We start from the raw sequence: 19075 nt of genomic DNA, 5'->3' as shown, positions 1-19075 counted from the left end.
GGAATAGTCCCGATGCGTATCAAAACACTGCCGGCCTGTGCCACGACGCCCTGCCCGGACGCCAAAGCACAGACCGCCGGGATCAGCTCATGACTGCCATTTTTCGGCCGCGTCCGACGTTGATCTTTTTGCTGCTGTTGCTGGTGCTGGTGTTCTGGCTGTCCCTGGCCCTCGGACCGGTCAGCCTGCCCCTGGGCGATACCTTGCTGGGCGGGATGCGTCTGCTCGGGTTGCCACTTGACGGTGGTGACACGCAGCAGGCGGAGTTGATCCTCGGGCAGATTCGCCTGCCACGCAGCTTGCTCGGCATCGCCGTGGGGTCGGTACTGGCGTTGTCCGGCGTGGCGATGCAGGGGTTGTTCCGCAATCCCTTGGCCGATCCGGGTCTGGTCGGTGTGTCCGGCGGTGCTGCGCTCGGTGCCGCCCTTGCCATCGTCGGCGGCAGCCTGCTCGGTGGCTTGCCGCCTGTGATCGAACCCTACTTGCTGTCGGTGTGCGCCTTTGCCGGTGGCTTGATCGTCACGGCGGTGGTGTATCGCTTCGGTCGCCGCAACGGGCAAACCGACGTTGCCACCATGCTCTTGGCGGGTGTGGCGATGACGGCCATGGCCGGTGCCGGGGTCGGGCTGTTCACCTACCTGGCCGACGATGCCACTTTGCGCACCCTGACGTTCTGGAACCTGGGCAGCCTCAACGGTGCCAGTTACCCGCGCTTGTGGCCCTTGCTGATCGTCACCCTGGGCGTAGCGTTGTGGTTGCCCCGCAGGGCGGCGGCGCTCAATGCATTGCTGCTGGGTGAATCGGAGGCCCGTCACCTGGGTTTTGACATCGAGCGGATCAAACTTGAGCTGGTGTTGTGCACGGCGCTCGGCGTCGGCGCGGCAGTCGCGGCGGCCGGACTGATCGGTTTCATCGGCCTGGTGGTGCCGCATCTGATGCGCCTGCTGGTCGGCCCGGATCACCGGGTGTTGCTGCCCGCGTCGTTGCTGGCCGGTGCCAGCCTGCTGTTGCTGGCCGATCTGGCGGCGCGTTTGTTGTTGGCGCCAGCCGAATTGCCAATCGGTATCGTGACTGCACTGATCGGCGCTCCGTTCTTTCTTTATCTGCTGGTGCGAGGACGCTCCTGATGCTGCGGGCAAACAACCTGCTGGTACGCCGTGGCAAGCGCACGGTGCTGACCAACATCGATATCGAGTTGCGCCCCGGTGAAGTGCTGGGTGTGCTGGGGCCGAACGGCGCCGGCAAAAGCACCCTGCTCGCCGCTTTGTGTGGTGAGCTGGCGACCAGTGAAGGCAGGGTCAGCCTCGACGAGCGTCCACTCGCCGACTGGCCGGGACAGGAACGGGCCAAGCGCCTGGCCGTGCTGCCGCAGAGTTCGAGCCTGAGCTTTGCGTTTTCGGTCAATGAAATCGTCGGCATGGGTCGCTTGCCTCACGCCAGCGGCCGCGTGCGCGATGCCGAAATCGTCGCCGAGGCGCTCAAAGCCGCCGATGCGCTTCATCTTGCCGGACGCAGCTACCTGGCCCTGTCCGGCGGTGAACGCCAGCGCGTGCATCTGGCGCGGGTGCTCGCTCAGCTCTGGCCGGGTGCCGAGGGGCAAACCCTGCTGCTCGATGAACCGACATCGATGCTCGATCCGCTGCATCAGCACACCATTTTGCAAGCCGTGCGTGATTTCGCCGAGCGCGGGGTTGCCGTGCTGGTGATTCTGCACGACCTCAATCTGGCTGCCCGTTACTGCGATCAACTACTGTTGTTGCATCAGGGCCTGCCCCACGCCTACGGTCCACCCGCAGAAGTGCTGACCACCGAAGCGATGGCGGCGGTGTATGGACTACAAGTGCTGATTCACCAGCATCCGGAACGCGGCCACCCGCTGATCATCGCGCGCTGATGCCGCCCCCTCTTCCGTCATTGAGGGGGCACCTGTCCAATAAGGAAAACCGATGCGCTTTCTGTTGCTCTGTGCATTCAGCCTGTTGGCTGCCTGCCAAATCCATCAGGTCACACCACTGCCGGCGCCGATCGCCCCGCACGGCCGTGATCACGCCGACCTCGGAGTCATCCGCGAACTCGCCACGGGCCGTACGCTGACACCGCAAGAACTTGTCCAACGCCTGGCCGTTGTGCCTCGGGTATTGGTCGGTGAACAGCACGACAACCCGGACCACCACGCCCTGCAATTGTGGCTGCTGCGCGAACTGGCGACACAACGCCCCCAGGGCAGCCTGCTGATGGAGATGCTCAACCCCGACCAACAAGCCAGGGTCGATGCCGCACAAGCCGTGACCCGCGCGGGCCAGCCACCGGCCGATGCGTTCACGGCGCTGGCCTGGCAGGCCAATTGGGACTGGAGTGTTTATGGCGCACTCGTCACCTACGCGCTGCGGCAACCGTATCCGCTGCTGGCGGCGAACCTGGACCGCGCGCAGATCATGCAGATCTACAAACAGCGCCCGGTACTTGCGGGGCAAGCGTCCACCACCCAACAGGTGCGGGCGACCTTGCTGGATGACATCCGCCAATCCCATTGCGGCCTGCTGCCCGAAGCGCAGATGCCGGCAATGCTCGCCGTGCAACAACAGCGTGACCGGCGCATGGCCGAGCGCCTGATGGCCGCGCCGACGCCGGCGTTGCTGCTGGCCGGTGCCTTCCACGTGCGCAAGGATCTGGGGGTGCCACTGCACCTGAAGGACCTCGGTGCCGGTGAAGGGAATGCGGTGCTGATCCTGGCCGAAGCGGGCAAGACCGTGACCGCCGAGAATGCGGATTACGTGTGGTACACCGCCGCGCAACCGAAACAGGATCATTGCGCGCAATTGCGTCGCTAAACCCGACCGAAACATTGTGGTGAGGGGGCTTGCCTGTGGCGAGGGGGCTTGCCCCCGTTGGGTCGCGCAGCGACCCTGAACCCTGCAATCGCGGTTACTCAGACAAACCGCATTGCCTGGATCGGGACTACTTCGTAGTCCAACGGGGGCAAGCCCCCTCGCCACAGGTGTCGGCCTGTCGGCGCGACACTATGTCACGCCTCCCCGTCGGTCCAATGGTCGTATCCGCCCCTCCGACACCGGCACAGTTTGTTAACATCCCCGCGATTTTTTCGTCTGTACAGTCATCACGCTGTCATTTCAGCCTGTTCAACAGGATGCTTTTTTCATGAGTACTTTGTATACCCGCCGGACTGTCCTGCAAGGCATGGGCCTGTTGAGCCTGGGCCTGCTCGCCGGTTGCGACGACAGCAGCAAGCTGTCGTTCAACTACGGCAAGGACCTCAGCGACAAGATCATGGGGCGTAACTTCAAGCTCAAGAACCCTGAAGGCGAAACCAGGATGCTGGGCAGCTATCGCGGCCTGATGCCGATGGTGTTCTTCGGTTTCACCCAGTGCCCGGCCGTGTGCCCGACCACCCTGGCCCGCGCCGCGCAGGCCAAGAAGCTGATGGGTCGCGATGGCGAAAGGCTGCAGGTTATCTTCATCACCCTGGACCCTGAACGCGACACGCCAGAGTTGCTGGACCAGTACGTCAAGGCGTTCGACCCGAGTTTCGAAGCCCTGTACGGCACGCTTGAAGAAACCGCCGCCACCGCCAAGGAATTCGGCGTGTTCTTTGAAAAAGTCCCGAGCGGCGATACCTATACCCTCTCCCATACCGCGACCAGTTTTGTCTTCGACTCCCGGGGCAATCTGCGCCTGGGGCTGTCCGCGTCCCTGACGGCCAAAGAGTGCGCAGAAGACCTGCTCACCGTGATGGAGGTTTGCTGAAATGAATGCCCCGCAGGCTAAAAACCGCTTCGTCCAAGGTTGCAAGCAACTGGCACTGGGCTTGTCCCTGGTCGGCCTGGCCTTTCAGATATCGGCACAAACCCGGGTCGACGACGCCTGGGTCCGCGCCACCGTGGCCGGCCAGCCGTCGAGCGGCGCCTTCATGACCGTCACCGCCAGCAGCGACAGCAAGTTGCTGAGCGTGCAAACGCCGGTTGCCAAGCTAGTGCAGATTCATGAAATGAGCATGAAAGACGACGTGATGAAAATGCAGCAGGTGCAGTCCGTTGCGCTGCCAGCCGGCAAGCCGGTGAGCTTCGATCCCAACGGCTATCACATCATGCTGATGAATCTCACAGGTCAGATCAAGGAAGGCGACAAGGTGCCACTGACCCTGACCGTCGAAGACGCCAAGGGCGAGAAAGAATCGATTCAGGTCGAAGCCGTTGCCAAGGCGATCGGCACCATGGATCACGGCACGATGATGCATGATCACAGCAAGATGAATTGATTGCTCCGTGAGTTAAAACACAGGACCTGTGGGAGCGAGCTTGCTCGCGATGAGGCAGGAACATTCGACATCGATGTCGCCTGATACTCCGCCATCGCGAGCAAGCTCGCTCCCACAGTTTGATCTTCAGTGAATACGAGTCCTTTTCACGTCAACTCAAACGAGCTTGAGCACGACGTTGATGTTGTTGCGCGTGGCTTTCGAGTACGGGCAGTACTGGTGCCCGGTGTCGACGATTTTTTGTGCGGTTTCACGGTCCAGCCCCGGCAGGCTGACATTGAGCCGCGCCTGCAGCAGATAGCCGCCTTCATTGGTGCCCAAATCAACCTCGGCATCGACGGCCACATCCTTGGGCAACGCCACTTTCATTTCCCTGGCTGCAACTTGCATGGCGCCGATGAAACAGGCGGACCACCCGGCAGCGAACAGTTGCTCCGGATTGGTTCCACCGCCACCCGCGCCCGGGGACGACAGCTTCACATCGAGGATTCCGTCGGAGCTGCGGGACGCGCCGTCACGCCCGCCGGTGGTGTGGGTTTGGGCGGTGTACAACACTTTATCGATCTGGCTCATGATGACCTCCTGATTGAGTTGTAAAAAACCGGTTTTCACCCCATCGGGTCGCTGGGATGGTCAATCAATATAGTCGTCGCAGCCCCGTCCCGCGGTCGATCCGACCAGCGCCCCCTTCTACTTTATTTACGCGCCAACTTGTACCTGACGCAGTCCTCATAAAAGCTCTGGCGTACAGCAGTCGGTTTGAATCGCGACGGACTGTCATAAGTTTGCTCTGTAATGCCAAGTGCCATCATGCGCATCCAGGATTTTGCAAACTTGTAGACCTGGATTTTTTGGCGTGCGGCGTACAGAGAAACGCCTGAAAGCTTGAGCTCCTGTGCCCTTGCGGCGGTTCCCGCCCCCCAACTGCACATGTATTGATCATGGGTGGCCAGTTCTTTGGCTTGAGCCGAATGGGCTACACCCGCGATAACTAACGGCATTAACGAGATCCATGTCTTGCGCATCTTGACCTATTTAACTAGCTGAAAATGAACTAATTTTGCTGAGGATTTTTAAACTTGGGGGCCAGCATCGTGCCTTTTTTGCAAATTAATGCGAAAACGAGATGAGTGACGTTATTTCTTGCGAGTTTTCAATCCTTTGCTATAGCTAAGACTCTCAATCGCCAACTAAGTGAGGCAACGGAATGTCAGTCGCAAAGAAAATGAGTGTGGGGCAACTGACAATGTTGACCGCGGTCAACATGTTGGGCTCAGGCATTGTGCTACTACCGACGAAACTCGCGGAAGTCGGTGCAATTTCGATCCTCTCCTGGCTGATAACGGCCACCGGCTCCCTCGCTCTGGCGTACGCCTTTGCGCGATGCGGGATGCTCAGCCGCAAGACCGGCGGCATGGGCGGTTATGCCGAATACACCTTCGGTAAAGCAGGTAACTACATCACCAACTACACCTACGGCCTCTCGCTGTTGATTGCCAACGTGGCGATCAGTATTACAGCGGTCGGCTATATTCAGGTGTTGTTCGGGATAGAACTCGACTCACTGCAAGTAGGCTTGGCCACTATTGCCCTGTTGTGGATCACCACCTTCGCCAACTTTGGCGGCGCCAGCATTACCGGCCGTATCGGCGCGGTGACGGTCTGGGGTGTGATTGCACCGGTGGTGCTGGTCTCCACGGTGGGCTGGTTCTGGTTCGACAGCAGTGTTTACGCCGCTGGCTGGAACCCCCACGACAAAGGCTGGTTCGAAGCGGCAGGCGCCTCGGTGGCAATTACCCTGTGGGCCTTCCTTGGCCTGGAATCGGCTTGCGCCAACACCGACGCGGTGGAAAACCCTGAGCGCAACGTACCGATTGCCGTGCTGGGCGGCACCCTGGGTGCAGCGGTGATCTACATCGTCTCCACCAACGTCATCTTCGGTATCGTCGGCAACGAAGAACTGGTCGCGTCCACTGCGCCGTTCGGCCTGGTGTTCGCCAAGATGTTCACCCCGATGGTCGGCGACATCGTGATGGCGGCCATGGTGCTCGCCTGCATCGGTTCGCTGCTGGGTTGGCAGTTCACCATCGCCCAGGTGTACAAAAGCTCGGCGGACACCGGTTACTTCCTGTCGATCTTTGCCAAAGGCAACAAAGCGGGAACGCCGATTGTCGGCATGCTGGTGCTGCTGGCGGCGCAGACCGCGCTGGCCCTGCTCACCATCAGCCCCGACTTGAGCAAGCAGTTCGACACCCTGGTCAACCTCGCGGTGGTCACCAACCTGGTGCCGTACATCCTGTCCATGGCCGCGCTGATGACCATGCAGAAAGTCTCCAACGTGCCGGAAAGCAAGGCGCTGGCCACCAACATCATTGCCTTGATCGCAGCGGCCTACAGCTACCTGGCGCTATACAGCTCCGGTGAACAGGCGCTGATGCTGGGCGGCGTGGCCACGATCGTTGGTTACACCCTGTTCGGCTTCGTCAACAACCGCCTGATCCGCCTCGAAGCGCTCAACAACAGCGTACCGACACAAACCGTCAGCGCGCAGCACCTCACTGCCGAGCCAGTGCCGGTCAACAACCTGAATTAACTCTGGAGGATCAATCATGACGGAATATAAACACTCGCTGGGCATGCTGGCGCTACTGGTCAGCAGTCCGCCGGACAAGCGAACGGTGTTTGGCCGCGCCCTGGATCAACTGGTCCACGACGTAGAGGGACGTGGTGTCAGCGTACTGGCCTCGGAAAGCCTCACCGACGCCGCCTCGATCCTGCGCTCGGACCCTGCCATTCAATGCGTGCTCATCCGGTGGGAAATGGACACCAGCGAAGGCCACGCCGACTGCACCAAATTGCTGGTCAAACTGCGCGAGCGCAATACCCGGGTGCCGGTGTTCCTGATCAGCGACCGCACCACCGCGTCGAGCATTCCGTTGCTGGTCATGCAACACGCCGACGACTTCATCTGGCTGCCCGAGGACACCTCCCGTTTCCTCAGCGGGCGCATCCTGGCGGCCATCGAACGCTATCGCCAGGCCGCCCTGCCGCCGATGTTCGGCGCGCTGGTGAAGTTTGCCCGCAACTATGAATACTCGTGGCACACCCCAGGCCATGCCGGCGGCACGGCTTTCCTGAAGAGCACCGCAGGCCGGGCCTTCTACGAGTTCTTCGGGGAGAACCTGCTACGTTCCGACCTGTCGATCTCGGTTGGCGAACTCGGTTCGCTGCTCGATCACAGTGGCCCTATCGGCCAGGGTGAACGCTATGCCGCCAAGGTCTTCGGCGCCCACCGCACGTATTACGTGACCAACGGCTCGTCGATGTCCAACCGCGTCATCCTCATGGCCAGCGTCACGCGCAACCAGATCGCCCTGTGCGACCGCAATTGCCACAAGTCCGCCGAGCACGCGATGACCCTGTCCGGGGCGATTCCGACCTACCTGGTGCCGACCCGCAACCGCTACGGCATCATCGGCCCGATCCTGCCGCAGACCCTGAGCGCCGAAGGCGTGAAAGCCGCCATCGCCAACAACCCGCTGGTCAAGCAAGGCATCGACCCGACACCAGTGCACGCCATTGTCACCAACTCCACCTACGACGGCCTGACCTACAACGTCACCCGGGTCGAAGAGCTGCTGGGCGAAAGCGTGGACCGTCTGCACTTCGACGAAGCCTGGTACGGTTATGCGCGCTTCAACCCGCTGTACAGCGGACGCCATGCCATGCACGGCAACCCGGCCGATCACGACAAGTCCAAGCCGACCGTGTTCGCCACCCAGTCGACCCACAAATTGCTGGCTGCCCTGTCTCAGGCCTCGATGATCCACGTGCGTGACGGGCGTAACCCGATCGAACATGCGCGCTTCAACGAGTCGTACATGATGCACGCCTCGACCTCGCCAAATTACGCGATCATGGCGTCCTGCGACGTCAGCTCGGCGATGATGGAAGCACCGAGCGGGCAGATCCTCACCAACGAGTCGATTGAAGAAGCCATCAGCTTCCGCCAGGTTCTCTCGCGCATGCACAACGAGATGGTGGGCAAGAACGACTGGTTCTTCACCTGCTGGCAGCCGCCGACCGTACAGGTTGGCGCAGCGGCCGTGCCGTTCCATGAGGTCGACCCGGCTACGCTGAAAACCGATCCGAACTGCTGGGTCCTGCACCCGAACGCGGTATGGCACGGTTTCGGCGACATCGAAGACGGCTACTGCATGCTCGACCCGATCAAGGTCTCTGTGCTCAGCCCGGGCATGGGCGACGACGGCAGCCTGCTCGCCTCCGGTATCCCCGCTTGCGTGGTCACGGCGTACTTGGGCCGTCAGGGTATCGTGGTCGAGAAAACCACCGATTTCACCATCCTGTTCCTGTTCTCCATCGGCATCACCAAAGGCAAGTGGGGCACGCTGCTCAACGCCCTGCTCGACTTCAAGCGTGACTACGACGACAACGCCGAGCTCGAGCTGTGCCTGCCCGACCTGTACAACGCCAACCAGCATCGCTATGCCGGCATGGGCCTGAAGGATCTGGCCGACGAAATCTTCGCCGCCATGAAGAAACACAAGACCACTGCCAACATGTCCCAGGCCTTCGGCACCCTGCCAAAAGCCGAGTTCAGCCCGGTGGAGGCCTACGAAAAACTGGTGCGTAACGACATCGAGCTGGTGACGCTCAACGAAGCCGCCGGACGCCTTGCCGCGACCGGTATCGTGCCGTATCCACCAGGCATCCCGCTGCTCATGCCGGGTGAGAACGCAGGGCCTGCGGACGGTCCGTTGCTGGCGTATCTCAAGGCACTGGAAGCCTTCGACAAATCCTTCCCCGGCTTCACCCATGACACCCACGGGATCGAAGTCGAAGATGGCGTTTACCGGATGCTGGTACTGAAGTAAGACAAGCTGGCTCACCGCTCCCACATTTTTAGATCGCCTTCACACCAAATCCCTATGGGCAAACTCGATCACAGCGCTCTATGATTGATCCCCATGACCACCACCGCTGCGATCCGCTCACCCTGCCCGCCCGGCGCCTGCGACTGCGGGCGTGACCCGTTGCTGGAAACACCAGGGGCGGACCTGCGCATTCTGTTTCTGACCCGCAACGAAGAAAAACGCCTGATCGAACGCCTGGAGAACCTGCAGAGCCTGAGCGATCTGGAGCACCTGCAACGGCGCATGCTCGAACAGTTGGGCATCCGCGTGGACATCGCTCCCGGTTTCAACGAAGTGCGCACCATGCGCGGCATCGGCATCCAGATTGGCGAACTGCCGGGGCTGTGCCGCAAGACCCGCGCCAACATCCCCGCCGCCATTCGCCGGGCCATGGAAAAGCGCCCGGAGATCGCCTACGAACTGCTCAATGCCAACGACCTGTTGCGTGACGCCTGATGAAGCTTCTTCTCGAACTCCCCCTCACCGACGAGATTCTCACCTCGTTCGCCCTGGCCATCGGGGCCGACCTGCAGGGCTACCGCAACCACATTTACCGGGTGCTGAATTTCCATGGAGCCCTCAGTGGTGCCGATGGCCTGCCCCCGGCCGCCGTCCAAATCGCGGCGGCGTTTCATGACCTGGGCATCTGGACCGATGACACCCTCGACTACCTGCCGCCGTCCATTGCCCTGGCCACCGAGTACCTCGACAACCAGCAACGAGCGGAACTGAAGGATGAAGTCAGCGCATTGATACTTGAGCATCACAAACTGCGCCAGTATCGCGGCGCCTATGCTGCCAGCGTCGAACCCTTCCGCCAGGCCGATCTGGTGGATGTGTCCCTGGGCCTGGTGCGTTTCGGCCTGCCCCGCAGCTTCATCAAAACCGTGCAGTCGACCTTTCCCGATCACGGCTTTCACTCGATGCTGATGAAGCTTTCTGCCCGTCAATTCATTCGCTCGCCGCTGCGCCCGCTGCCCATGTTTCGTTGGTGAAACACGCATCCGTTACCCCCTCGAACAGGCACCTGAACAAGATCAGCGGTCGTACATGAATCGCGAGGCGCTGCTATGCCTTCCATGGGAGATTTTGCCGCACGCCAGCCAGGATGGAACTGCAAACCCAAGCGCGGCCACGGCCCCGGCGCCAGCCAGGTGCGCGCATAAAAACCGGTGCCAATCCGTAACAGGAGGTAGCCGATGTTATTCATCGTCAGTTGGACAATCAGCCCGGACAACCGTGATGCCGCAATCGCACGTTTCCTCAAGACCGGTGGCGCACCGCCCGAAGGCGTCACCATGCACGGACGCTGGCACGCCGTAGGGAGCTCGGCCGGCTTCGGCATTGCCGAGGCGAGTGATCTGGTGCCGATTCAAAAATGGGTGCTGGAGTGGAACGACCTGATGAGCATGGACGTGCATGCCGCATTGACCGATGAGCAAATTGCACCATTGCTGGCTGCCACTGCCGACCGGTAATGGCGATTGAGGCGGCGAGTAGCGCTCGCCGCCTCAATTTAGCGGGTGTTTTTGAGCGAACACTCTTTCGGCGCAATGCTCCTGAATCAGTGCTTTCTGACTATCCATTACTGGATATTTCGCAATTCAAACCTACGCTCTTCGCGGGGGTTACGAAATTCAACGACGGTTGGGGGCTCGTCTCGATGTACTCACGCGAGTGCGCAGGAGCTCGAAATGAATCGGACAACCTTATCCACGCTGTTTGCGGCCCCCCTATTGCTGTCTGTGATGGCGTTTCCCGGCCTGACCCTGGCCGCCGACAAAGCTCCCAACATCCTGGTTATCATGGGCGACGATGTGGGCTGGTCGAATATCGGCGTCTACAACCAAGGCATGATGGCCGGCAGAACCCCCAACCTTGATCAGCTAGCGAACGAAGGCATGCGTTTCACTGACTATTACGCCGAGGCCAGTTGCACCGCCGGGCGCGCCAACTTCATTACCGGCGAACTGCCGATTCGGACAGGCATGACCACCGTCGGCCAGGCCGGCTCGCCCGTGGGTATTCCCGCCGAAGCCGTCACCATCGCGACCGCACTCAAGGCCATGGGTTATGCCACCGGCCAGTTCGGCAAGAACCACTTGGGCGACCTGAACCAGTTCCTGCCCACCGTCCATGGTTTCGATGAATTCTTCGGCTACCTCTATCACCTCGACGCCATGGAAGATCCGGCACACCCCAATTATCCGAAGGAGCTGCTAGACAGCGTCGGCCCACGCAACATGGTCCACAGCTGGGCCTCCACCACTGATGACACGACCGTGATGCCGCGCTGGGGCAAGGTCGGCAAGCAGAAAATCGAAGACGCCGGAACGCTCTATCCGGAGCGGATGAAAACCGTCGACGAGGAGATTCGCGACAAGGCCTTCTCGTTCATCGACAAGGCCAAGCAGGACAACAAACCGTTCTTCGTCTGGCTCAACCCGACCCGCATGCACATCGTCACGCACCTGTCCGACAAGTACGAGGCCATGCGCAACTCGCAGAATGGCTGGTCGGAACAGGAAGCCGGTATGGCGCAGCTCGATGACATTGTGGGCGACGTCCTGGCGAAGCTGAAAAAAGACGGCATGGACGACAACACCATCGTGATTTTCACCACCGACAATGGTGCGGAAAACTTCACCTGGCCCGATGGCGGCACGACTCCGTTCGCCATGGGCAAAGGCACGGTCATGGAGGGTGGCTTCCGGGTACCGGCAATCATTCGCTGGCCAGGCAAGGTGCCGGCCAACCAGATTGCCAACGGCATCATGTCCGGCATGGACTGGTTCCCGACCCTGGTCGCGGCGGCAGGTAACCCGAACATCACGGCGGAACTGCTCAAAGGCAAACAATTGGGCGACACCACCTACAAAGTTCACCTGGACGGCTATGATCAAACGCCAATGATCACTGGAAAAGGTCCGTCGAACCGGCATGAAGTTTTCTACTTCGGAGAGAGCTCCTTGGGTGCGGTGCGCATAGACGACTACAAATATCGCTTCATTGACCAACCGGGTGGTTGGATGGGGGCTAAAGTTGCTGTGGATGTGCCGATCCTGACCAATCTTCGACTCGACCCGTTCGAGCGCATGGGCTGGCCGGAAAATCAGGCCGCGCAGGGTTCGCAACAATACTTCGACTGGTTCAAATTCCAGTTCTGGCGCTTCGTGTTCGTCCAGCAGCAGGTGGCCAAACTGGCAGAAACAGCGATCGAGTTCCCACCAATGCAAAAAGGCGCGAGTTTCAACCTCGACTCGGTTAAAGCCAAGATCGCCGCGGCTCGGGCAGAGATGGCCAAGTAACAGCCGAATCCACGGGTGGCGGGTTCAGTCCACCCGTATTCGAAATGGACAATTGCTGAGGGATTTCCATGCCGACGAAAACAGCTACCCTGCCCGCCTCTGCGCTACTTGCCCTGTGCTGCCAGCAAGCCTGGGCCGGCGGCATCATGCTCTATGAAATCGGCACCGATAACGCCGGCCTGGCCAACGCCGGTGCCGCCGCCCGTGCCCAAGGCCCCTCGACCATCGCCAGCAACCCTGCGGGCATGAGCTATCTGCCAGGCACGCAAATCACCGCCGGCTTGCAGGTTCTGTACGGCGACCTGAGCTTCGACCGCGACTCCGGCACCAACACCCCGGGCAGCGGCAGTGGCAACGCCCTCGATCCGATTCCCGGTGGCAGCTTCTTCATCAGCCATGAACTCGACGAGCACTGGAGCGTCGGGTTCGGCCAGTACGGCGACTTCGGCCTGGCGGTCAATTACGACAACGACTGGTCCGGCCGCTACTTTGCGCAGAACTCCAGCCTGCTCGGCCTGTCGCTGGTACCGAGCGTGGCTTATCGCTTCAATGAGCAGTGGTCGGTCGGCCTGGGCATCAAGGCCATGTACGGCATGTTAAAGGCAGACACCGCCATCGACCGCTCCCCTTTCGGCTTCACTGACCGCTCTGACGGCCAATACAAGTACCGGGACAACACCTGGGGCTATGGCGCCAACGTGGGCGTGATCTACGCCCCACAACCCGGCACGCGCATCGGCCTGACCTACACCAGCCAGGTCGACCTGGACTTCAAGGACCGGCTGGACGTCAAGGGCGACGGCCGCCTGCTCGAGCGCGTCAACAACACCGATACCGAACTGGACATGAAGGTGCCGCAAACCGTCACCCTGAGCCTTTTCCAGCAACTGGACCGGCAATGGGCGTTGCTCGCCTCGGCCAACTGGCAGGACTGGTCCGAGTTCGGCGACATCGCCGTAGAGGTCGACACCACGGCATTTGGAGCGCAATCGACAACAGTCGACGCCGGCTTCAAGGATACCTGGCACCTCTCCCTTGGCGCGCAATACCAGGCCACCGAGCAGTGGTTGTGGAACGTCGGTGTGGCCTACGACAGCAGCGCCGTCTCGGACAGCAACCGCAGCGTGGTCGTGCCGATGAATGAATCCTGGCGCATTGCGACAGGAGCCACCTATGCTCTGAACGAGAACACCGATGTCAACGTCAGTTGGGCCATGGTCTGGCTCGGCGACATGCCGGTGGACCAGGCCAAGTCCGTATCGGGCAATCGAATCTCCGGTCAATTCGACAATGCCTGGATTCAGGCTATAAACGGAAACATGACCTGGCGATTCTGATGTCTTGTAAACGAAAGAATGACGATTTAAACCAAGGAGTAAACACCACTATGAATCTGTCCCGAAAACTGCTCGTCGGCGCTACGCTGGCCAGTCTGTTGCTAGGCGGCTGCACCTCGAAAGTGACTGAGAAGGAGCAATATTCAGGCTTCTTGTCCAACTACAACAACCTGCAGGAAGTCGAAACGCCGAGCGGCGGCACCGCGATGCGTTGGGTCAGCCCTGCGTGGAACCCGAATGCCTATGACACCGTGGTGTTCAACAAACTGGAGCTCTACCCGGCCCCTAAACCCGATGAGCGTGTCAACCAGCAGACACTGACCGACATTCAGAACTACATGACCAGCAAGGCAAAGGCTACGCTGGGTCAGAAATACCGCGTAGTGACCAACACCTCATCCGCACCGGCGGGTTCGCGCCCTCTGATCATGCGCGCGGCGATTACCGGGGTGAACGCCGAGAACGAAGGCATGAAGTGGTATGAAGTGGTGCCCATCGCGGCCGTAGTCGGGGCAACCCAGGCAGCCACCGGTCACCGTGACCAGGAAACCACCCTGTTCATCGAAGCCGAGTTCGTCGACGCCAAGAGCAACCAGACCGTAGCCAAAGTGGTGCGCAAGGTGTTCGGCACCGAACTGAAAAACGAAAGCCAGAAGATTACCGCCAAGGACTTCAAGGCAGCGATCGACAAACTGGGTACCGACTTCCAGGCGTTCCTCAAGTAAGAACAGGTTGCTCGCGTAGTAGCTGCCGCGGGCTGCGATCCTTTGATCTTCAGGTTATTGAAACCATAAAAAGGTCGCAGCCTTCAGCAGCTCCTATCGGCACAATTCACTTCTTCATCCCCACCCGCCGGCGCATCTCGGCAGTGATCGCTTGCCGGGTTTTGGGCATGTCCGCCCAGGGCTCATCCCCGACTTCGGCCAGACGTTCATGCACGTTGTGCAGGTTCCATTGATTGGCGCCCTTGAGTTCGGCCACCTCTTCGCGCCAGATCGGCATCGACACCGGCAACCCCTCGCGGGTACGTACGGCGTAGGCGCAAATGGTGGTCGCCCCCAGACCGTTGCGCAGGTAATCGATGAAAATCCGTCCGACACGGTTCTTCGGTCCCGACACCGCGGAAAAACGCTCGGGCAACAGCCTGGCCATGTGACTGACAATGGCATGGCTGAAATCCTTGACCTCATCCCAACCGAGCTTGCGGGTCAACGGCACCACCACGTGAATTCCCTTGCCGCCGCTGGTTTTCAGAAACGCCTTGAGCCCCAGTTCATCCAGCACCGACAGCGTCAGCTGCGTGGCCTCGACCATGCGTTTCCATGGCAGCGCCGGGTCCGGGTCAAGGTCGAGGATAAAACGATCCGGCTTGTCGAGTTTGTCAGACGTCGCATTCCAGGTATGCAGTTCCACGGCATTCATCTGCACCGCGCCAACCAGCGCCTCGACGTTGTTGATGAGCATCATCGGCTGGCCGGTAAGCTGTTTGTCCAGCAGGGTGATGCCGGGGATCGCCAGGTGCTCGGCATTCTTCTGGAAAAACAGCTCGCCAGCGATACCGTCCGGCGCACGCACCAGCGCCACCGGACGATCCTTGAGCTCGGGCAGGATCCACTCGGCGACGCTGGCGTAGTACTGCGCCAGTTGCAGTTTGGTGGTGCCGCTGCCGGGGTCGATCATCCGGTCCGGGTGGGTGATGCGTACCTTGCCCTCCTCCAGACCGAGTTGTGAGGGGGCGGGTGCGGTTTTCTTTCCCGTGGCAGCGGGCTTCGCCGTGCCAGCCTTTTTCGCAGTGGAGGTTTTCACGGTTTTCGCGCGCTCCTCGGTGATGGCTCGTGCCGGTTTGTCATTGCGCAGGCCATGAAACACGGCATGGCGCACCGAACCGTCCCTGGTCATTTCAGCGAAGGCCACTTCCGCCAGCAGCCGGGGTTTGAGCCAGTGCACGTCCCTGGCCTGCGAACCGCCGGGTGGATTGACCACCGGCGGCTTTTTCACCTGCAAGGGCTTGAGCTGATCATGGAGGCTGCGCAGGGTCGCCTCGTTGAACCCGGTGCCGACTTTGCCGGCATAACGCAACTGGCCGTCATCGTGATCATGCAGTCCCAGCAGCAACGCCCCGAAGGCATGGCGCGAGCCTTTCGGCTCGGTGAAACCGACGATGACGAATTCCTGTCGATGCTGGCATTTGAGCTTGATCCAATCGCTGCTGCGCCGGGATACATAGGGCGACCCCTGGCGTTTGCCGATCAACCCTTCCATGTGCATCTGGCAGGCGCTGTCGAGCAAGGCGCGGGGCTCCTCGCCAAACGACTTGGAGAAACGCAGCAACGGCTCCTCACTGGCCTTGAGCACCGTCGCCAGCGCAGTTCGACGCTCTTCGACCGGCACCTCGCGCAGGTCCATGCCATTGAGGTACGGCAGGTCGAACAGGTAGTAGAGAATGTCGTCGCTGCGATCCGCTTCGAAGGCGTTTTGCAGCGCCTGAAAGTCAGGAAACCCCTGCTCGTCCATCACCACCACTTCACCGTCGAGCCACGCCGATTCCAGGCCCAGCGCGGCCAGGGCCATGGCCTGCCCTGGCAGTTTGTGGGTCCAATCGTGACCATTGCGAGTGATCAGCTTCACCTCGCCGTGGTCGATGCGGGCCATCATCCGGTAGCCGTCGAACTTGATTTCGTAGCGCCATGGTCCGTCGGGGATTTTTTCCACCAGCGTCGCCAACTCCGGCTTTAGCAGGTCCGGCAGCCTGGCTTTACGCGCGCCGGTCAGTGGCGATGATTTTCCCGGGCGTGAAAGTTTGGCGGCGGGCTTGGTGGTCGCCGAAAAATCACGCATGCGGTTGTAGTCATCGAGGTTGCGGGGCATGGCTCACCTGCTTCGCGCCTGGACGTTGAATGCAAACGTCTCCTAACCAAGCAGAGCCAGCGAACGGCGCAATAATTCAATCGGCGTTGAAAAGGCCCGGACGGACGGGCCTGTGGTGCGGGGTACGGCTGGTGTTTCGGCAGGTTGACCGAGTCATCGTTCTTCGCGAGCAAGCTCGCTCCCACAGTGATTTTCAGCGCACACGGAATCTACGCTCGGCGGCGATCAAAATGTGGGAGCGAGCTTGCTCGCGAAGGCAGCGGCCTGGTCAACCGGACAATCCGGATTAACGCGGCCGCAACACCAGTGCAAACAACTCGCCATGCCCGTTCACGTTGAGCTTGTGATAGAGGTTGCGTCGATGCACTTTCACCGTCTCCGGGGAGATGCCCATTTGCTGGGCGATGGCCTTGCTGGAGAACCCCTGGAGAATCAGGCGCGCGGTTTCGATTTCCCGCAGGGTCAGGCGTGCGTCGAAGCGATCGAGCAAGGTCGCCAGATCGCCGGCCGGTGGTTCGGCGACCGGCCCTTCCGGTGGCAGCAAATCCAGGTGTCGGCGCATCGCCGCCAGCACCCAGTCACGCACGCACAGCAGACGGCCCTGCTCCTCGAGGCTGAAGCGTGTCGAACGCCCCAGGGACAGGCCGAGCACGGCGCCATCGATGTTGACCATGAACTGCAATTCGTCCCCACCGACCACGGTGCTGAAGTAACTCAGGTAGTACTCACTGTGCTGGAACTGGTCGGGGGCCACCGAATCTAGGCTGTGCAAGCCGTCGGCGATGCCGGCGCAAGCGGCTTGATAGAACGGATCAAGCAGGTACATGCCAGCGCGGTAGTCCGCCAGCTCTTCCTGCTCAGCACTGTTGCTCTTGGCATCGAAGTCAATCAGCAGGCGCGGCACATGCCCCGGGCGCATCAGCGCCACCAGCGCGTTATCCAGCGGCACCAGCAAGCGCAGGGTATCGACCAGTGCACGCCAGAAACTGTCCTGCCCCACCGCCGTAAAGACCCGCGCCAGCCCCTGATGCACCGGCAACTCTTTCAACAACGCGTCCACGCACTACCCCTTTTGAGTAACCCATGATGGGAATGGGTGAAGGCCACCCCGGTCGATACGCTGCAAACTCCTGATTACCACCGGCCGCAACAGGCCAGGAGTGCCGCATCATGAGTCGTCACCACTTGTATTTCAATCTGGGGTTGGGTGCCTGTCTGGCGGTTTCGCTGTCGGCTTTTGCGGTCGAAGCCCCGACGGTGCACGTGTACAACTGGTACGACTACATTGGTCCCACCACCCTGCAGGACTTCAAGCGTGACACCGGGATTGCACCGGTCTACGACACCTTCGACAGCGCCGAAGTGCTCGAAGGCAAGTTGCTCACCAGCCGCAGCGGCTACGACGTGGTGGTGGCCAGCAACTTCAGTTTGCCCACGCTGATCAAGGCCGGCGCCCTCGCCCCCCTGCCCCGTGCGCAGATGCCGGACTTCAAGAACATGGACACTGAACTGCTGGCGAAACTGGCCAACAACGATCCGGGCAACCAGTACGCCGTACCCTACCTGTGGGGCACCAACGGTATCGGCTACAACATCGACAAAGTGCGCGCGCTGCTGGGTGACAAGGCGCCGGTGGATTCCTGGGACCTGGTGTTCAAGGAAGAGAACCTGGCGAAACTCGGCGAATGCGGCGTGGCCATGCTCGACTCGCCGTCGGAGATGCTGCCGGTTGCCCTGCACTACCTCGGCCTGCCGCCCAACAGCACCAACCCCGAGGACTACAAGAAGGCCGAAGCGCTGCTGCTGAAACTGCGTCCGCACATCGCCTACTTCAACTCGTCGAAGTTCATCAGCGACCTGTCCAACGGCAACATCTGCGTGGCGGTGGGCTGGTCCGGCGCGATGCTCGAAGCCAAATCCACCGCCGAGCAGGCCGGCAACGGCGTGAAGATCGCCTACAGCTTGCCGAAGGAAGGCGCGCCGGTGTGGTTCGATACGCTGGTGCTGCTCAAGGACGCTCCGCACCCGGAACAAGGCATGGCCTTCATCGACTACCTGATGCGCGCCGAAGTCATCGCCCCGGTCAGTGACCACCTCAACTACCCCAACGGCAACCGCAGCGCCACCACATTGGTGGCCGAAGCGACCCGCAGCAACCCGGCCGTCTATCCACCCGCCGAAGCCATGGCCACCTTGTTCACCCTCCAGCCACTGCCACCCGCTACCGAGCGCGTGCGCACGCGGATCTGGAGCAAGGTCAAAAACGGTCAATAAACACACCGCATGTCCCTGTGGGAGCGGGCTTGCTCGCGAAAGCGGTGTGCCAGCCAACATTATTGGCGACTGATACGA

At 60.9% G+C, this 19075-nt stretch carries 18 protein-coding genes; 14 read left to right on the top strand and 4 right to left on the bottom strand.

The genetic code is table 11. From position 1 onward, the window contains the following. Positions 1 to 143: 143 nt before the first annotated feature. From KGB20_RS19735 to KGB20_RS19715, 5 genes are all read left to right on the top strand, one after another. Positions 144 to 1127, top strand: coding sequence for a FecCD family ABC transporter permease (locus KGB20_RS19735; RefSeq protein ID WP_191628283.1), 984 nt, complete (start codon positions 144 to 146; stop codon positions 1125 to 1127). After that, a complete protein-coding gene (locus KGB20_RS19730; RefSeq protein WP_150815003.1) occupies positions 1127 to 1894 on the top strand; it encodes a heme ABC transporter ATP-binding protein in 768 nt (255 codons plus the stop codon). Before KGB20_RS19735 ends, KGB20_RS19730 begins: the two co-directional genes overlap by 1 nt. 52 nt (positions 1895 to 1946) lie before the next feature. Then, positions 1947 to 2831, top strand: coding sequence for a ChaN family lipoprotein (locus tag KGB20_RS19725; RefSeq protein WP_223532923.1), 885 nt, complete (start codon positions 1947 to 1949; stop codon positions 2829 to 2831). A gap of 328 nt (positions 2832 to 3159) precedes the next feature. Next, a complete protein-coding gene (locus KGB20_RS19720) occupies positions 3160 to 3765 on the top strand; it encodes an SCO family protein (protein WP_057715426.1) in 606 nt (201 codons plus the stop codon). A 1-nt stretch (position 3766) separates the two neighbouring features. Beyond that, on the top strand, positions 3767 to 4276 hold the full coding sequence (locus KGB20_RS19715) for a copper chaperone PCu(A)C (protein ID WP_223532921.1): 510 nt from the start codon (positions 3767 to 3769) through the stop codon (positions 4274 to 4276). Between the two features lie 156 nt (positions 4277 to 4432). Here the strand turns inward: KGB20_RS19715 and KGB20_RS19710 are convergent, their stop codons facing one another. Both KGB20_RS19710 and KGB20_RS19705 read right to left on the bottom strand, forming a co-directional pair. After that, a complete protein-coding gene (locus KGB20_RS19710; RefSeq protein ID WP_046040328.1) occupies positions 4433 to 4849 on the bottom strand; it encodes an organic hydroperoxide resistance protein in 417 nt (138 codons plus the stop codon). Positions 4850 to 4971: 122 nt separating this feature from the next. After that, the gene (locus tag KGB20_RS19705) at positions 4972 to 5301 is read right to left on the bottom strand and encodes a hypothetical protein (RefSeq protein ID WP_057715428.1); all 330 of its coding nucleotides are present in this window, start codon (positions 5299 to 5301) and stop codon (positions 4972 to 4974) included. A gap of 182 nt (positions 5302 to 5483) precedes the next feature. Here KGB20_RS19705 and potE point away from each other — a divergent pair, with 182 nt between their 5' ends. The 8 genes from potE to KGB20_RS19665 all read left to right on the top strand — a co-directional run bounded on the left by potE (position 5484) and on the right by KGB20_RS19665 (position 14580). Beyond that, on the top strand, positions 5484 to 6869 hold the full coding sequence (potE, locus tag KGB20_RS19700; RefSeq protein ID WP_150815000.1) for a putrescine-ornithine antiporter: 1386 nt from the start codon (positions 5484 to 5486) through the stop codon (positions 6867 to 6869). Positions 6870 to 6885: 16 nt separating this feature from the next. After that, positions 6886 to 9171 (top strand): Orn/Lys/Arg decarboxylase N-terminal domain-containing protein, encoded by a 2286-nt coding sequence (locus KGB20_RS19695; RefSeq protein WP_057715430.1) that lies wholly within the window; start codon positions 6886 to 6888, stop codon positions 9169 to 9171. A gap of 93 nt (positions 9172 to 9264) precedes the next feature. Beyond that, positions 9265 to 9666, top strand: coding sequence for a hypothetical protein (locus tag KGB20_RS19690; protein WP_008050481.1), 402 nt, complete (start codon positions 9265 to 9267; stop codon positions 9664 to 9666). Beyond that, the gene (locus KGB20_RS19685; RefSeq protein ID WP_223532919.1) at positions 9666 to 10205 is read left to right on the top strand and encodes a phosphohydrolase; all 540 of its coding nucleotides are present in this window, start codon (positions 9666 to 9668) and stop codon (positions 10203 to 10205) included. The genes KGB20_RS19690 and KGB20_RS19685 overlap by 1 nt, the downstream gene beginning before the upstream one ends. A gap of 204 nt (positions 10206 to 10409) precedes the next feature. Continuing rightward, complete coding sequence (locus KGB20_RS19680; RefSeq protein WP_057715432.1) at positions 10410 to 10688, top strand: DUF3303 domain-containing protein; 279 nt, start codon at positions 10410 to 10412, stop codon at positions 10686 to 10688. Positions 10689 to 10904: 216 nt separating this feature from the next. Beyond that, a complete protein-coding gene (locus KGB20_RS19675) occupies positions 10905 to 12518 on the top strand; it encodes an arylsulfatase (protein WP_057715433.1) in 1614 nt (537 codons plus the stop codon). Between the two features lie 68 nt (positions 12519 to 12586). Then, positions 12587 to 13855 (top strand): OmpP1/FadL family transporter, encoded by a 1269-nt coding sequence (locus KGB20_RS19670; protein ID WP_150814998.1) that lies wholly within the window; start codon positions 12587 to 12589, stop codon positions 13853 to 13855. Between the two features lie 50 nt (positions 13856 to 13905). After that, entirely contained in the window at positions 13906 to 14580 is a 675-nt protein-coding gene (locus KGB20_RS19665) for a DUF3313 domain-containing protein (protein WP_057715435.1), read from the top strand. A 106-nt stretch (positions 14581 to 14686) separates the two neighbouring features. Here KGB20_RS19665 and ligD read toward each other — a convergent pair whose 3' ends face one another. Both ligD and KGB20_RS19655 read right to left on the bottom strand, forming a co-directional pair. Further along, positions 14687 to 16723: a DNA ligase D gene (gene ligD, locus KGB20_RS19660; RefSeq protein WP_223532917.1), complete on the bottom strand. Its 2037-nt coding sequence runs from the start codon at positions 16721 to 16723 to the stop codon at positions 14687 to 14689. A gap of 286 nt (positions 16724 to 17009) precedes the next feature. After that, positions 17010 to 17783 carry a helix-turn-helix transcriptional regulator gene (locus tag KGB20_RS19655; RefSeq protein WP_223532915.1) on the bottom strand — a complete coding sequence of 258 codons (774 nt, stop codon included), beginning with the start codon at positions 17781 to 17783 and terminating at the stop codon, positions 17010 to 17012. 110 nt (positions 17784 to 17893) lie between these two features. On the opposite strand from KGB20_RS19655, the gene KGB20_RS19650 reads away from it, so the two are divergent. Next, positions 17894 to 18997 carry an extracellular solute-binding protein gene (locus tag KGB20_RS19650; RefSeq protein WP_223532913.1) on the top strand — a complete coding sequence of 368 codons (1104 nt, stop codon included), beginning with the start codon at positions 17894 to 17896 and terminating at the stop codon, positions 18995 to 18997. The last annotated feature ends 78 nt before the right edge of the window (positions 18998 to 19075 follow it).

Source organism: Pseudomonas sp. BF-R-30 (genome assembly GCF_019956175.1).
GTDB lineage: Bacteria > Pseudomonadota > Gammaproteobacteria > Pseudomonadales > Pseudomonadaceae > Aquipseudomonas > Aquipseudomonas jessenii.
Note: the sequence above shows the minus strand (reverse complement) of the source record. Positions and strands in the feature narration are given on the sequence as shown.

Coding starts and splice junctions, on each gene's coding strand:
- potE (WP_150815000.1), top strand. CDS start 5,484: ATGTCAGTCGCAAAGAAAATGAGTGTGGGGCAACTGACAATGTTGACC.
- KGB20_RS19670 (WP_150814998.1), top strand. CDS start 12,587: ATGCCGACGAAAACAGCTACCCTGCCCGCCTCTGCGCTACTTGCCCTG.
- KGB20_RS19725 (WP_223532923.1), top strand. CDS start 1,947: ATGCGCTTTCTGTTGCTCTGTGCATTCAGCCTGTTGGCTGCCTGCCAA.
- KGB20_RS19685 (WP_223532919.1), top strand. CDS start 9,666: ATGAAGCTTCTTCTCGAACTCCCCCTCACCGACGAGATTCTCACCTCG.
- KGB20_RS19695 (WP_057715430.1), top strand. CDS start 6,886: ATGACGGAATATAAACACTCGCTGGGCATGCTGGCGCTACTGGTCAGC.
- KGB20_RS19690 (WP_008050481.1), top strand. CDS start 9,265: ATGACCACCACCGCTGCGATCCGCTCACCCTGCCCGCCCGGCGCCTGC.
- KGB20_RS19720 (WP_057715426.1), top strand. CDS start 3,160: ATGAGTACTTTGTATACCCGCCGGACTGTCCTGCAAGGCATGGGCCTG.
- KGB20_RS19730 (WP_150815003.1), top strand. CDS start 1,127: ATGCTGCGGGCAAACAACCTGCTGGTACGCCGTGGCAAGCGCACGGTG.
- KGB20_RS19710 (WP_046040328.1), bottom strand. CDS start 4,849: ATGAGCCAGATCGATAAAGTGTTGTACACCGCCCAAACCCACACCACC.
- ligD (WP_223532917.1), bottom strand. CDS start 16,723: ATGCCCCGCAACCTCGATGACTACAACCGCATGCGTGATTTTTCGGCG.
- KGB20_RS19715 (WP_223532921.1), top strand. CDS start 3,767: ATGAATGCCCCGCAGGCTAAAAACCGCTTCGTCCAAGGTTGCAAGCAA.
- KGB20_RS19680 (WP_057715432.1), top strand. CDS start 10,410: ATGTTATTCATCGTCAGTTGGACAATCAGCCCGGACAACCGTGATGCC.
- KGB20_RS19650 (WP_223532913.1), top strand. CDS start 17,894: ATGAGTCGTCACCACTTGTATTTCAATCTGGGGTTGGGTGCCTGTCTG.
- KGB20_RS19665 (WP_057715435.1), top strand. CDS start 13,906: ATGAATCTGTCCCGAAAACTGCTCGTCGGCGCTACGCTGGCCAGTCTG.
- KGB20_RS19705 (WP_057715428.1), bottom strand. CDS start 5,301: ATGCGCAAGACATGGATCTCGTTAATGCCGTTAGTTATCGCGGGTGTA.
- KGB20_RS19675 (WP_057715433.1), top strand. CDS start 10,905: ATGAATCGGACAACCTTATCCACGCTGTTTGCGGCCCCCCTATTGCTG.